Origin of the sequence: Sphingopyxis sp. (assembly GCF_035250425.1) — a bacterium.
GTDB lineage: Bacteria > Pseudomonadota > Alphaproteobacteria > Sphingomonadales > Sphingomonadaceae > Sphingopyxis.
The window spans coordinates 1-12,393 of the sequence record NZ_DATFFD010000271.1 but is presented as its reverse complement, the minus strand read 5'-3'; the positions used below and the strand labels follow the sequence as shown (position 1 = coordinate 12,393).

Genomic DNA, 12,393 nt, shown 5'->3' with positions numbered 1-12,393 from the left:
GTAACCGTGTCCTGAAGGCCGCCTTGCGGGAAGCCGCTTTGCAGTGCTGATAGCCGCTCTTTGCGAGGAGCGGTGATGAGCGAGGATATCGGAGCGGCGGGAGCGAGTGCTCTTGTGACCGGTCATATGAGTGATCGTATGAGCAGTCGGATCGCGCTCGTTGGCGGTCGTCGCCGTTGGTCGGTGGATCAGAAGCTGGCGATCCTGCGCGAGGCGTTTGGCCCCGACGGCTCGGTCTCGGCGACGTGCCAGCGGCACGCGGTCGGCAGCGGGATGCTTTATACGTGGCGCCGGCAGGCACTGACGGGCGATCTGATGGGAGCGAAGCGCACGCCGGTGCCATCGTTCGCCGAGGTCGAGGTGTCGGCGCCGGCCACGGCAACGGCAGGCAGTGGCCAGATCGGGATCGAGCTGCCGTCAGGCGTGCGGATCACCGTCGACGCGGCGGTCGATGCCGACGCGCTGGCCCGGGTGATGTCCGTCCTTGCCCGATGATCCCGCTTCCGCCGACGACACGGATATATCTGGCCTGCGGCGCCACCGACATGCGCAAGGGGTTCGATGGCCTCGCGGTGCTGGTGCAGCAGGTGCTGGAGAAGAGCCCGCACTCGGGGGCGCTGTTCGCGTTCCGCGGCAAGCGCGGCGATCTGGTCAAGTTGCTCTGGTATGACGGCCAGGGCCTGTGTCTCTTCTCGAAGCGCATGGACCGGGGCCGGTTCGTCTGGCCCATCACCAAGGCCGGCAAGGTGAGCCTCACCGCGGCGCAGCTTTCGATGCTGCTCGAAGGCATCGACTGGCGGCGTCCAGAACGCACTGCGACGCCTTTGCTTGCAGGGTAAAAAGTGGCGGATTAGTGAGGGTTTTACTGGCTTTGCGGAGCCCGTTTTGCTAGGTGTTCCGGGTGTCGGAACCAGCCTCTTCCAGCATCGACAAAGACGCCCGGATCGCCGAGCTCGAAGCCGCTCTCGCGGCCCGCGATACGCTGATCGATACCCTCCGCCACCAGCTTTCCCAGCTCCGCCGCATGACCTTCGGCCAGTCGTCGGAGAAGCTCGCGCTGCAGATCGAGCAACTCGAGCTTGCCCTCGAGGAGCTCGAAGGCGAAGCCGAGGTCGCCGATAGCCGAACGACCGAACGGGCACCCGCCGAGCGACCCTCACCGGTGCGGGCCTTGCCCGATCATCTGCCGCGCGCTGAACGGCGGATCGAGCCCGAGGCCGGCAGCTGCACCTGCCCCGATTGCGGCGGCGCGCTGCGCCCGCTCGGGCAGGACAGCGACGAGCAGCTCGACATTGCCCCGGTTCAGTGGCGCGTCATCCGCACCGTGCGGCCCAAGTATAGCTGCCGCGCCTGCGACAGGATCGTCCAGGCACCGGCGCCAGTGAAGGCGATCGCCCGCGGTAAGGCGAGCTTCGCCACGCTCGCCCATGTCGTCGTCCACAAGTTCGATCACCATCTCCCGCTTTATCGCCAGGCAGAGATGATGGCGGCACAGGGTATCGATATCGATCGCTCGACCCTCGCCGGCTGGGCGGGCCAGGCCGCGCATCTGCTCGATCCCATCGTGAGCCGGATCCGCGAGGAAGGGCTGAGGGCCGCCAAGCTCCACACCGACGACACACCGGTGCCGATGCTCGTGCCGGGCAAGGGCCGGACTGCGCAGGCGCGGCTCTGGGCCTATGTCGTCGATGACCGTGCATCGGGCGCCGCCACCCCGGCGCTCGCCTGGTATCGGTTCACGCCCGATCGCAGCGGTATCCATCCCCAGAGCGAGCTCAGGTCGTTCACCGGGCTTCTCCAGGCCGACGGTTATGCCGGATACGACAAGCTCTACCAGGAGGGCCCCATCCAGGAGGTCGCCTGCTGGGCCCATTTCCGGCGCAAGATATTCGAGTGCCACCAGACGAGCCCGACGCCGCTCACCACGGATCTTCTGACACGCATCTCCGGGCTCTACCGGATCGAAGAGGACGTCCGCGGCCAGCCGCCCGATGTCCGGCGCCGACACCGGCAAGAGCAAGCAATGCCACAGATCGACGCGCTTCACGGCGTGATCGACGACGCCCTACGCCGCCTGTCGCCCAAGTCGACGATGGCAAAGGCGCTCGCCTATGGCCGCAAGCGATGGGATGCGCTCACCCGCTACACCGGCGAGGGGCAGGCAGAGATCGACAACAATATCGCCGAGCGCGCCATCCGATCGATAGCCATCGGTCGCAAGAACTGGCTGTTCGCCGGATCGAAGGCCGGCGGCGAACGCGCCGCCGCCATCTACTCCGTCATCGAGACGGCGAAGCTCAACGGGGTCGAGCCGCAGGCCTATATCGCCGACGTCATCGAGAAGATCGCCTCAGGCTGGCCCGCGTCCCGATGGGACGAACTCATGCCGTGGAACTGGAAGTCCGAGCAGCAGCAGATCGCTCAGGCCGCGTAACTGCGGCCTTCAGACCACGCTTACCTACCTTCGGCAGCGGCTCTGTAGACACCGTAGCCAACGCGGACAAGAAGCCCTTCCCTGCACATCATGGGAGGATATTGCCGGGGAACGCCGATGACTTCCAAATCTTTGGTCCGGACGATCCCATTCCGTTTGGCCAGTTCAACTGCACGCTCCCGCAATGATAATCGGGGTCGCCGTTCCGAGTGCTTGAAGCTCTCCAAAGCAACCTTCGCTGGAGTACGCCTATGTTTCTGTGGTTTTTCAGAGTCTTCCGACCACAGGTACTCGTCACCACCGTCGTCGCGGAGCCATTTCAGTACATCAGAAGGCACTTGCCCACTGCTCTCTTCACTTCCTAGCGAAACACCGTTTTCAGAAGTGATTATCGTTTTCCTTCGACTCTTATCGGCACGCATATCCGCGACACGGCCCGATCTGACAATCGACCTGTCCGCGCCCTGTTCGCATTGGCGGAAGACGCCCACTCCGCAGAAGACGAGCGCCCGAATGCGAGCGTCCGGGCCCGCGGCACTGCGGGCAATCCTCTCTAGCCGCGCACCGCCTCGGTCAGCATGGCGAGCGCGATGGTCACGGCGCCGTCCAGCACGGCCTCGCGGCCGATATCCCCAAGATGATGCTCTTCGATTTTGGTGCCTCGGGCACCGGCAGTCGCGACATAGAGGAGGCCCACCTCTTCGTCCTTTTCCTGCGGGCCGCAAAATCCGGTGACAGCAACGGCCAGCCGGGCATGGCTATGCGCCAATGCGCCTTCGGCCATCGCGGCGGTCACTTCGGGGGTTACCGCTTCGCAGCGCTCGGCGAGCGCGCGTTCGATGCCGAGCAATTCGCATTTGGCATCGATCGAATAAACGACGAACCCGCGCTCGAGATGCGACCCGAGATTGGCGTCGCGCGCAAAATGGGCAGCAAGCTGGCCGCCGGTGCAGCTCTCGGCAGTCGCGATTTTCAGATCCGTATCTTGCAGCGCCGCCGCGAGATCGCGGGCAGCGCTATCGTCGGCCGAGGGACTGATCACATCGTTGCCAATGCTGCGGGCGGAAGGCCTTCGGCGTCGGCCTGCCGCTTGAGCTCGTCCTTGCGCGCGAGAAGCTGCTCGCCCAGCGCGTCGAGATCGACGTCGGCGGCGCGCGCCTGCTGGAACATATTGTCGTGCTGCTTTTCTTCTTCCTTCACATGATGCTTGATCTCTTCGGACAGCACCTTGACCTTCGCCTCGAAATATTCGTCGCCGGCCCCGGATGCCTCGATGTCGTTGATCAATATCTTCGCGCCGTCATGTTCGACATAAGCTTCCTTGAGAAGATCCTCGTCGACCTTGCCCTTGAGCGCCGGGTAGAAGACTTCCTCTTCGACCTGTGCGTGGATCTTGAGTTCGGTGCAGATCTGGCTGGCGAGCCTGGCCTTCTGATCGCTGTCCTTGGCCGCTTCGAACTGTTCGAACAGTCCTTCGACGCGGCGGTGATCCTTGGCGAGAATATGGGTGGCGTCGGTGTCGGGGCGTTCCATTGCAGTCTCCGTCCATTGCTGCCCCCCACTTCGCTCAGAACGAGAGAGACGGCGGAAAGTTTCCGGCGGACCGCGCATCGCTCACACCAGCGCGACCCGACGGCAAGGATCCAGTATGGAAAAATGCGTGGCGTCAGGCGCGTAGCGCGCCGGCGCGCGCCATCTCACCCGGGATCAGCTCGCGCAGCCGCGCGATGCTGCTCGCGGCATCGCGGTGATGGACGAAGATGCCGCCGGCGCCCTCCCAGAGATGCGCATGCTTCAGCTGATCGTCGACAAGGATATCGCCCGCCTGCGCATGATTGCGCTTGTCGACCGCCATCACGGTCAGGATCTGCGTACCGGGAAAATGTTCGGCCGCCCAGCGGATCTTCTGCGGCGCCGCCCAGTTGCCGCGCGGCAATCCGGTGAGGATGACCGGAAGCAGATGTCTGACCGCCGCGAACAGCTCCATCGCGTCAGGCATGAGCGGCAGCGTGCCGTAGAAGTCGGGGTGACGTGCGATCTCGCGCCAGAAGCCGGCGATGCCATGGCGTTTTTCATAGGCGCGCGGCGGCATGCCGAGCAACTCGGTGGCGCCGCGCTCGAAATCGGCGAGCACCCCGTCGCAATCGAGATAGAGCTGCATGTCTCAGGCCTCCCAGCGCTGCGGCCTCAGCGCGACCGGCACCGCGGGGTCGATCGGCCGCCATCCCGATGCCGCGATCACGTCATTGCTTTCCTTCGCCGCGCGCCCGGACCCGAGCGACCAGGTGATATGAAAGTGGCTCCCGTCGCCGCGCGCGGTCGTGCCGCCGATCGCGACGACGAGCGCCTGCACGCCCGCGCCGTCATCAGCCTCGCCGACGACCGCCCCACCGGTCTCTGCAGGCAGCGGCGTCGCGCCGTCGGTCCCGAAGCGCAGCGTGACATGATCGGCGATGAGACGCGGATAGCGCGGGGGAAAAAGCACGAGCAACCGGTCGCGCTCGGACGCTTCGAGCTTCCAGCCGGCGATCGACCTGCCCACGTCCGGACCTTCAGCGCGTCAGATATCGCTCGACGGCATCGGCGCGGTTGCCGACCGCATCGACCGCTCCCTGGAGCCGCTCGCGGCTCACCCCGAACTTGCCGGTCCGGTAATCGATTTCATAATCTTCGCCCATCGCGACGCGCGAGCGATCCTGCGGACCGCGAATTATCTTGCCGTCTGCCATGCCGGCCTCCTTTCTTGCTTTCGATGATGGCAACGAACGGGATTCGGGCAAGTTGCACGCACGGCCGCGGCCGACGAAACGAAGGGCGTCCGATTCGAGGCCTGGACTCATGCACCGCACCCGCGTCCCCAAGCCGAAGCGGCCCCCGCTCCGCCACCGTTCCGAAGCGGGGGCGTCAAGGATTTCGCGCATCGGCTCGCGCAGGCAGTCGCGCAAATGGATCCGGCTAAATTCACCGCTGCCCTGTCCAAGTTACAGCGATTTGGCACAATCAGGTGCACAATTTGGCTGGCGATTTAGGTCAAGCCAGCAAAATCAATAGCTTAAGCACCGGCTGGCTGGGGCGGCAGGATTCGAACCTGCGAATGGCGGCATCAAAAGCCGCTGCCTTACCACTTGGCGACGCCCCAACAGGCCGGTGCGAGCGCGTCTATAGCGCCTCTCGGCCGCTTGGCAAGCTAGCCAGTCAGAGCCGGGTAACCCAGCCATGCGGATCGGCGGCGCGGCCGCGTTGGATGTCGACTAGCTTGTCCTTGAGCTTCGTTGTCACTTGTCCCGGGCCGCCGGCGCCGATCGTGAAGCTGCTCTGCCCGCGCGTCACCTTGCCCACCGGGGTCACCACCGCGGCGGTGCCGCAGGCGAAGCTTTCGGTCAGCTTGCCGCTTTCCGCATCGGCCTGCCACTGATCGATCGCATAGGGTTCCTCGCGCACCGTCAGCCCGCCGTCGCGCGCCAGCGTGATGATCGCGTCGCGCGTGATGCCGGGCAGGATCGTGCCGGTCAGCGGCGGGGTGACGATGCTGCCGTCGTCGAAGACGAAGAACATGTTCATACCGCCGAGCTCCTCGATCCAGCGATGTTCGGCGGCATCGAGGAAGACGACCTGGTCGTGGCCCTTGGCGATCGCCTCACGCTGCGCGACGAGGCTGGAGGCATAGTTGCCGCCGCATTTGGCGGCGCCGGTGCCGCCCGGCGCGGCGCGCGTATAATCCTCCGACACCCACAGCGAGATCGCGGGGGCGCCCGACTTGAAATAATTGCCGACCGGCGAGGTGATGACGAGGAACTGATATTCGGCCGCGGGCTTCACGCCGAGGAACACTTCGCTCGCGAACATGAAGGGGCGGAGGTACAGCGCGCCGCCGTCGACGGGCGGGAACCAGCTCGCGTCCGCGGCGACGGCTTCTTTCACCGCGGCGATGAACAATTCCTCGGGCAGTTCGGCCATCGCCATGCGGCGCGCGCTGGCGTTGAAGCGTGCGGCATTGGCCTCGACGCGGAACAACGCCATCGATCCGTCGTCGAGGCGATAGGCCTTCAGCCCCTCGAAGATCTCCTGCGCATAATGAAGCACCGCGGTCGCGGGATCGAGCGACAGCGGTCCGCGCGGCATCACCTGCGCATCGTGCCAGCCCTGCCCCTCGGTATAGCGGATCGACACCATATGATCGGTGAAGACGCGCCCGAAGACGGGGTCGGCAATCGCCGCCGCCCGTACATCGTCCGCGATCAGATTGGGGTGCGGCAGATGGGTGAAGGCGGGAGCGGACATCAAAAAATCCCTGTGGCTTTGGGGTCTATGGAGCGGGCCTCTTGCCAAAGACGGGCGCGGCGCGCAACGGTAGCGACTATGCCGGATGAAAATTTTCTTTCACAAGTACCCGCCGCCTCTGCTCTTTTCTTGCGCGAAGACGAGGTGCGTCGCGGCATCGAATTCCTCTTTTTCGCTCACGCCTCGCTGTGGCGCGCGATCGACGCGCGGCTCGCCGAAAAGGAGCTGGGCCGCGCGCATTACCGCGCGCTTTATTTCATCGCGCGCCAGCCGGGGCTGACGATTTCGGACCTGCTCGCCCTGCTCGGCATCACCAAACAGTCGCTCGGCCGGGTGGTGAAGGAACTGGAGGCGCGCGAATATCTGACGACGCGCCCGGGCAATCGCGACAGGCGGCAAAAGGAATTGCGCCTGACCGATACCGGCCGCGCGGTCGAAACGGTGATTTTCGGCACGCTGCGCGACACGATGAGCCGCGCCTATACGCATGCGGGGCAGCAAGCGGTGACGGGGTTCTGGCAGGTCAGCGAGGCGCTGGTCCCGCCGCGCGAGCGCCGCCGGATCGCGATGCTGGGGAAAGATACGGGTTAGCTCTCCTATTCCGTTCGCATCGAGCGAAGTCGAGATGCCCATCGGCTGGGCGCCGCACTGATGGGTGTCTCGACTTCGCTCGACACGAGCGGGTTATGGGGGGTTAGCCTTCGCCCCGCGCAATATCCGCCAGCTCACGCCCGCGATCGCGCGCCGCGCGCAGCACGCCCGTCAGCAGCGCCGCCAGCTGGCCGTCGCTGTCGAGTATGTCGAGCCCGGCCTGCGTCGTGCCGCCCTTGCTCGCGACCTGCGCGACGAGCACGCCCGGCTTTTCGCCGCTGTCGGCAAGCAGCGCGGTCGCGCCGCCGAACGTCGCGGTCGCGAGCGCCAGCGCGTCTTCGGCGGACAGGCCGAGGCGTTCGCCCGCCGCCGCATAGGATTCGATCAGGCGAAAAACGAAGGCGGGACCGCTGCCGGTAAAGGCGGTGACAAGATCCATCGTCGAATCGTCGGCAAGGCGCACCGTCTTGCCCAAAGTGTCGAGCAGCGCGTCGATCGCCTTATCGTCGGCGTCGCCCAGCGTTGCGACCGCGGACACGCCCGCGCCGATGCGCGCAGCGAGGTTCGGCAGGATGCGGACCTGCGCGCCCGCGTCGGGGAAACGCGCGGCCAGATCGGACAGCGATACGCCCGCAAGGATCGACAGCAGATGAACCTTGCCGGTCGCGAGCGGCGCCAGCACATCAGCCACGTCGCCCAGCTGCTGCGGTTTCATGCCGAGCATGATCCAGTCGGCGCTGCCGCCCGCGGCCTGCCATTCATCCAGCGACGCGTGCTGGGCGATGCCCGCGCGCGCCGCCGCATAGGGATCGACGATCGCGACCAGCGCCGGGTCGAGACCCGCCGCCAGCCAGCGATCGAGCATTGCGCCCGCCATATTGCCGCAGCCCACGAGCAGGAGCCGGCCGGAGAAATTCCGCAATGCTTTGGTCATAGGTTCTTCTTTTCCGTCTTAGCGACAGCTGCTCTCGGGTCCCGACAACAGGTCGAGGCAGCGGCCATCAATCTTGTTCGCATCGACGGGCACGCCGATGACCGACGCCAGCGTCGGCAGGATATCGACCGTCATCACCGCATTGGGCTGTTCGAAGCCCGCGAGCCCCTTGCGCCAGAAGAGCATCGGCACGCGGCGGTCATAATCCCACACCGACCCGTGCGTCGCGACATAGCCGATGCCCGATTCGGGGATCGGCGTGACCCGCGGCTTGAGCGCGATGATGAAATCGCCCGACCGCTGCGGGTTGTAGGAGGCGCGCAGCTTGTCGAGCAGGCTCCACGTATCGGGCGCGCGTTTCGAGATCGGATGCGCGTCGAGCTGGTCGCGCGTCACGACCGCCTCGACCTGCGGATGCGCGCGCAGCCGCGGCAGGATTTCGGCGAGCACCGCCCCCCGCTGCGCCGCGGTCAGCGCCTTCGAGAAATAATAATCGTCGCCGTCGCCATAGAATATGGGCTGCGGCAGGCCGAGTTTTTCGGCGACTTCCTTGCCGATCGCGCCGGGGTTCAGCGCCTTGTCGATGCGCTGTGCATCGGGCCAGGCGTTCTGGCGATTGCGTTCGGGCAGGTCGTGGCCGCCATGGTCGGCGGTCAGCGCGACGACATAGTCGATCCCCGTGGCATCGAGCCGCGCAAAGAAGTCGCCGAGCTCGCGGTCGAGCCCCGCCATCTGGAGGCACATTTCGCTGCCTTCGGTGCCGGTGCTGTGCCCGACATAGTCGGTCGCTGCCAGGCCGACGATGAGCAGGTCGGTGCCGCTTCCCTCGCCCATCTTGCGTACCTGACGCAGCGCCGCGGCGGTCGCGAGCACTGCGCCGTCGGCTTCGGGCGATGCCATGAATTTGCGGAAGTCGCCGGCGTCACGCGCCATTCGCCCGGTGCCCACCGTCGCGCCCTTGTCGCCAACCGGGATCGCGATATCGTGCGTCGTGCAATCGACGGGCAGCGTCAGCGCGGGGCGCGGCTGGTTGATCGCGGCGGCGATCGCGGCGCTCGCCTGCTGCGCGGCCGGCGACAAGGTCGTGCCGCGATAGCTGGTGAGCCCGGTCGGGACGAGCCACATCAACTCGTCGGCTTGCCGGCCGCCCATCATGATCGCCGAACGATCCTTGCCCGATACCGAGACGACCTGCGCCTTCGGATCGCGCGCCTTCATCAGATCGCCGAGCGTCGGAACGAGCAGATGGTTCACCGATGGCGCATATTGGCCGCTTTTCGACGTCGTGCCCGCGACCGTCTCGTCCTCGGCGCAATAGACGCGCTTGTCTTCGCGGGCGACCGACAGGTCGAAATAATTATTCGCGACGATCCCTGTGCGCGCTGGGTGGCTGCCGGTCAGGATCGTCGAATGACCGGGGCAGGTTTCGGTCGCGCCGTGCGCCTGATAGCCCGACGGGAAAACGATGCCCGATGCGAGCCGTGCGAGGCCGCCGGTGAAACGCCCGCGATATTCGGCAAAGAGATCGGCTGAAAACTGGTCGACCGCGATCATCACGACGAGCTTTGGCGCCGGGGTCGTGGCGGTAACCTTCTGCACCGGTGGCGCCGAATTCTGCGCGAGACCGGTTCCGGCAGCGGCAACATAAAGCACGGCGGCAAGGGCAGTGGACAGATATTTCAGCTTCACGGACGGCTTCTCCAACCTAGGGGTGTCAGCGCGGGCTGTGCTCTCGTCGAAAGCCGCCTATATGGCAAGCCTTCGAACGATGAACGGGCGCGGGCAGGGCATGAATTTGACAAGTGAGGCTTTTGTGACACGCGCATGGCGAACCGTGCTGGTTTTGCTGGCGCTGACGCTCGTCACCATGAGCCCGGCGCATGCGCAATCGACGCATATCCAGCCGAAACTGGTCGCCGAGTCGGCAGCGCCCGCGCCGGGCAGCAGCACGACGCTCGCGTTGACGATGGCGCCCGAGCCGACCTGGCACGGCTATTGGGCGAATGGCGGCGACGCGGGGTTCGGCCTGTCGGTCGAGTGGAACGCGCCCGAGGGGGTGACGATCGCGCCCTTCCGCTATCCGGTGCCCGACGCACTGATCCTCTTTGGCATGATGAACCATGTCTATGAGCATCCCTATGCGCTGCTCGCCGAGGTGCAGGTCGACAAAAGCGTTGCGCCGGGCACCGACCTGACATTGTCGGGGGTTGCGAACTGGCTCGCCTGCACCGACAAGGTGTGCGTGCCCGAGAAAGCGGTGATTTCGGTCGCGCTGAAGGCGGGCGACGGCAAGATCGCGACCGCTGAGCGTACCCGCTTCGACGGCTGGCGCGCGCTGCTGCCGCAGCCGCTCGACCGCCATGGCAGTTGGGAAAGGCGCGGCGACATGGTGCGCTTTGCCATCCCCCTCCCCCAAGACACCGCACTCGACCGGCCACATCTCTTTCTCGAGACGGATAATCTGGTCGATTATGCCGCGCCGCAAAAATTCAGCCGCAACGGCGATTGGATCATCGTCGAGACCAGGACGAAGGGCGATGCTGCGGGCGCCGTTCGCGGATTGCTTAAACTGTCGGGCGGCCGCGGGCTGACCGTCGACTTCGAACCCGAAGCAGTGCGGCTGTCCGGCGAACCCATTGCGGCCGCGCCGAACGCGATCGATATGACATTGTTCTGGACCGCGCTGAGCGGCTCCATCCTCGGCGGGCTGATCCTCAACCTGATGCCCTGCGTCTTCCCGATCCTGAGCCTGAAAGCCTTGAGCCTTGCGCGATCGGGCGGCGAGGCACGCGAAGCGAAGATTGAGGCTCTCGCGTATACAGCCGGTGCCGTGCTCGTCTCGCTGGCGCTCGGCGGCATCCTGCTCGCGCTGCGCGCGGCGGGCGAGCAGATCGGCTGGGCATTCCAGTTGCAGCACCCACTCAGCGTATTGGTGCTGCTGCTCCTCGCCATCGCGATCACGCTAAACTTGCTGGGCACATATGAATTGCCGTCGTTCGGTGGCGGCCAAGCGCTCGCAGGCAAGGCAGGTGCGGCGGGCGGCTTCTGGACCGGCGCGCTCGCCGCTTTCGTGGCAACGCCGTGCAGCGGCCCGTTGCTCGGCGCGGCACTCGGTGCGACGCTGGTCCTTCCGACATGGGCGGCGCTGCCGATTTTCGGCGGACTCGGATTGGGCCTCGCCCTGCCCTTCCTTGCCATCGGCTTCATCCCGGCACTTCGCAATCGCTTACCAAAGCCGGGGCCGTGGATGGTTACATTCCGCAAGTGGATGGCATTACCGATGGGCCTGACGGTGCTCGCCCTGTTCTGGCTTCTGGATCGCCAACTCAGCGGGAGCTCCGTTGTTTATCCCGTCACAGTGGCGTCGATGACCGCGCTGTTGCTCGGCGCCTATGGGGATCGCCAGCGCGGCAAGTCGAGCAAGCGCCTCATGTTTTTTTCCGCTGTCATATTTTCGATCGCCTTAGCCGGGGCGATCCTCCAATTGACATCGCGCGATTTTGGCGACAGCCCGGCAGCAACATCAGCGAGCAAATCCTTCTCTGCCGACGCGCTCGCCAAGGCGCGCGCCACCGGCAAACCCATCTTCGTCTATTTCACCGCCGACTGGTGCCTGTCGTGCAAGGCGAACGAAGCCGGCGCGATCAACCGCGAGGCTGTGCAGGAGGCGTTCGACAAGGCGGGTGTTGTCACGCTCGTGGGCGACTGGACCAATGGCGACCCGGTCATCACGCGCACGCTCGCCGAACATGGCCGCAACAGCGTGCCGCTCTATCTCTGGTATGCACCGGGCGCCGCGAAGCCCGAAATCCTGCCGCAGATTCTGACGCCGGGAATTTTGACGGAAAAGACCGACCGATGACCGAAGCACCAATAAATAGGGACAGTCCCTATTTAATCAGCACTTCCGGCGGGAGGCGACAGCGAAAGCAATTAAATAGGGACTGTCCCTATTTAATTGCGACAGCGTGATGGCCAAACAGCGCGCCGACCAGTTGCTCGTCGACCGCGGCCTCGCCGAAAGCCGGACACGCGCGCAGGCGCTGATCCTCGCGGGACTCGCCTTTGTCGGCGACCGCAAGATCGACAAGGCGGGGCAGCAGCTTGCGGCAGATGCCGAGATCAGCGTCAAGGGCCGCGACCATCCGTGGGT

General features: G+C 65.4%; 15 protein-coding genes and 1 tRNA gene. 6 read left to right on the top strand and 10 right to left on the bottom strand.

The features are described from left to right. The first annotated feature begins 75 nt into the window (after window positions 1-75). Genes tnpA through tnpC form a run of 3 tightly spaced genes read left to right on the top strand, consistent with a single transcriptional unit; the run spans window position 76 to window position 2,434 of the window. Complete coding sequence (gene tnpA / locus VJ811_RS16460; protein ID WP_324074360.1) at window positions 76-495, top strand: IS66-like element accessory protein TnpA; 420 nt, start codon at window positions 76-78, stop codon at window positions 493-495. Then, window positions 492-839 (top strand): IS66 family insertion sequence element accessory protein TnpB, encoded by a 348-nt coding sequence (tnpB, locus tag VJ811_RS16455; RefSeq protein ID WP_324074359.1) that lies wholly within the window; start codon window positions 492-494, stop codon window positions 837-839. Before tnpA ends, tnpB begins: the two co-directional genes overlap by 4 nt. Window positions 840-892: 53 nt before the next feature. Beyond that, window positions 893-2,434 (top strand): IS66 family transposase, encoded by a 1,542-nt coding sequence (gene tnpC / locus VJ811_RS16450; RefSeq protein WP_324074357.1) that lies wholly within the window; start codon window positions 893-895, stop codon window positions 2,432-2,434. 20 nt (window positions 2,435-2,454) lie between these two features. On the opposite strand, the gene VJ811_RS19420 is transcribed toward tnpC, so the two are convergent. The 8 genes from VJ811_RS19420 to VJ811_RS16410 form a co-directional block, all read right to left on the bottom strand. Next, on the bottom strand, window positions 2,455-2,856 hold the full coding sequence (locus VJ811_RS19420) for a type IV toxin-antitoxin system AbiEi family antitoxin domain-containing protein (protein WP_324074356.1): 402 nt from the start codon (window positions 2,854-2,856) through the stop codon (window positions 2,455-2,457). A 131-nt stretch (window positions 2,857-2,987) separates the two neighbouring features. Next, window positions 2,988-3,476, bottom strand: coding sequence for a CinA family protein (locus tag VJ811_RS16440; protein WP_324074354.1), 489 nt, complete (start codon window positions 3,474-3,476; stop codon window positions 2,988-2,990). Next, the gene (locus tag VJ811_RS16435; RefSeq protein WP_324074352.1) at window positions 3,473-3,967 is read right to left on the bottom strand and encodes a hemerythrin domain-containing protein; all 495 of its coding nucleotides are present in this window, start codon (window positions 3,965-3,967) and stop codon (window positions 3,473-3,475) included. The genes VJ811_RS16440 and VJ811_RS16435 overlap by 4 nt, the downstream gene beginning before the upstream one ends. A 133-nt stretch (window positions 3,968-4,100) precedes the next feature. Then, window positions 4,101-4,595 carry a hypothetical protein gene (locus VJ811_RS16430; protein WP_324074350.1) on the bottom strand — a complete coding sequence of 165 codons (495 nt, stop codon included), beginning with the start codon at window positions 4,593-4,595 and terminating at the stop codon, window positions 4,101-4,103. 3 nt (window positions 4,596-4,598) lie between these two features. After that, window positions 4,599-4,976, bottom strand: a complete 378-nt coding sequence (locus VJ811_RS16425) for a hypothetical protein (protein WP_324074348.1) — start codon at window positions 4,974-4,976, stop codon at window positions 4,599-4,601. 10 nt (window positions 4,977-4,986) lie between these two features. Beyond that, the gene (locus tag VJ811_RS16420; RefSeq protein WP_324074346.1) at window positions 4,987-5,163 is read right to left on the bottom strand and encodes a DUF3606 domain-containing protein; all 177 of its coding nucleotides are present in this window, start codon (window positions 5,161-5,163) and stop codon (window positions 4,987-4,989) included. Between the two features lie 335 nt (window positions 5,164-5,498). Continuing rightward, window positions 5,499-5,573, bottom strand: a tRNA-Gln gene (locus VJ811_RS16415). A gap of 56 nt (window positions 5,574-5,629) precedes the next feature. Then, on the bottom strand, window positions 5,630-6,715 hold the full coding sequence (locus VJ811_RS16410; RefSeq protein WP_324074343.1) for a branched-chain amino acid aminotransferase: 1,086 nt from the start codon (window positions 6,713-6,715) through the stop codon (window positions 5,630-5,632). A gap of 78 nt (window positions 6,716-6,793) precedes the next feature. Here VJ811_RS16410 and VJ811_RS16405 point away from each other — a divergent pair, with 78 nt between their 5' ends. Next, window positions 6,794-7,306 (top strand): MarR family winged helix-turn-helix transcriptional regulator, encoded by a 513-nt coding sequence (locus VJ811_RS16405; RefSeq protein WP_324074341.1) that lies wholly within the window; start codon window positions 6,794-6,796, stop codon window positions 7,304-7,306. Window positions 7,307-7,409: 103 nt separating this feature from the next. On the opposite strand, the gene VJ811_RS16400 is transcribed toward VJ811_RS16405, so the two are convergent. After that, on the bottom strand, window positions 7,410-8,240 hold the full coding sequence (locus VJ811_RS16400; protein WP_324074339.1) for a pyrroline-5-carboxylate reductase: 831 nt from the start codon (window positions 8,238-8,240) through the stop codon (window positions 7,410-7,412). An 18-nt stretch (window positions 8,241-8,258) separates the two neighbouring features. Beyond that, on the bottom strand, window positions 8,259-9,944 hold the full coding sequence (locus VJ811_RS16395; protein ID WP_324074337.1) for an alkaline phosphatase family protein: 1,686 nt from the start codon (window positions 9,942-9,944) through the stop codon (window positions 8,259-8,261). Between the two features lie 85 nt (window positions 9,945-10,029). On the opposite strand from VJ811_RS16395, the gene VJ811_RS16390 reads away from it, so the two are divergent. After that, on the top strand, window positions 10,030-12,102 hold the full coding sequence (locus VJ811_RS16390; RefSeq protein WP_414711965.1) for a protein-disulfide reductase DsbD family protein: 2,073 nt from the start codon (window positions 10,030-10,032) through the stop codon (window positions 12,100-12,102). A gap of 109 nt (window positions 12,103-12,211) precedes the next feature. Continuing rightward, window positions 12,212-12,393 (top strand): S4 domain-containing protein (locus VJ811_RS16385; protein WP_324074333.1); only part of this gene is annotated, 182 nt, incomplete at its 3' end.

Bases quoted from the DNA above. Each gene is read 5' to 3' on its own strand.
- tnpA (WP_324074360.1), top strand. From the start codon at position 76: ATGAGCGAGGATATCGGAGCGGCGGGAGCGAGTGCTCTTGTGACCGGT.
- tnpB (WP_324074359.1), top strand. From the start codon at position 492: ATGATCCCGCTTCCGCCGACGACACGGATATATCTGGCCTGCGGCGCC.
- VJ811_RS19420 (WP_324074356.1), bottom strand. From the start codon at position 2,856: ATGCGTGCCGATAAGAGTCGAAGGAAAACGATAATCACTTCTGAAAAC.
- VJ811_RS16435 (WP_324074352.1), bottom strand. From the start codon at position 3,967: ATGGAACGCCCCGACACCGACGCCACCCATATTCTCGCCAAGGATCAC.
- VJ811_RS16430 (WP_324074350.1), bottom strand. From the start codon at position 4,595: ATGCAGCTCTATCTCGATTGCGACGGGGTGCTCGCCGATTTCGAGCGC.
- VJ811_RS16420 (WP_324074346.1), bottom strand. From the start codon at position 5,163: ATGGCAGACGGCAAGATAATTCGCGGTCCGCAGGATCGCTCGCGCGTC.
- VJ811_RS16410 (WP_324074343.1), bottom strand. From the start codon at position 6,715: ATGTCCGCTCCCGCCTTCACCCATCTGCCGCACCCCAATCTGATCGCG.
- VJ811_RS16405 (WP_324074341.1), top strand. From the start codon at position 6,794: ATGCCGGATGAAAATTTTCTTTCACAAGTACCCGCCGCCTCTGCTCTT.
- VJ811_RS16400 (WP_324074339.1), bottom strand. From the start codon at position 8,240: ATGACCAAAGCATTGCGGAATTTCTCCGGCCGGCTCCTGCTCGTGGGC.
- VJ811_RS16390 (WP_414711965.1), top strand. From the start codon at position 10,030: ATGAATTTGACAAGTGAGGCTTTTGTGACACGCGCATGGCGAACCGTG.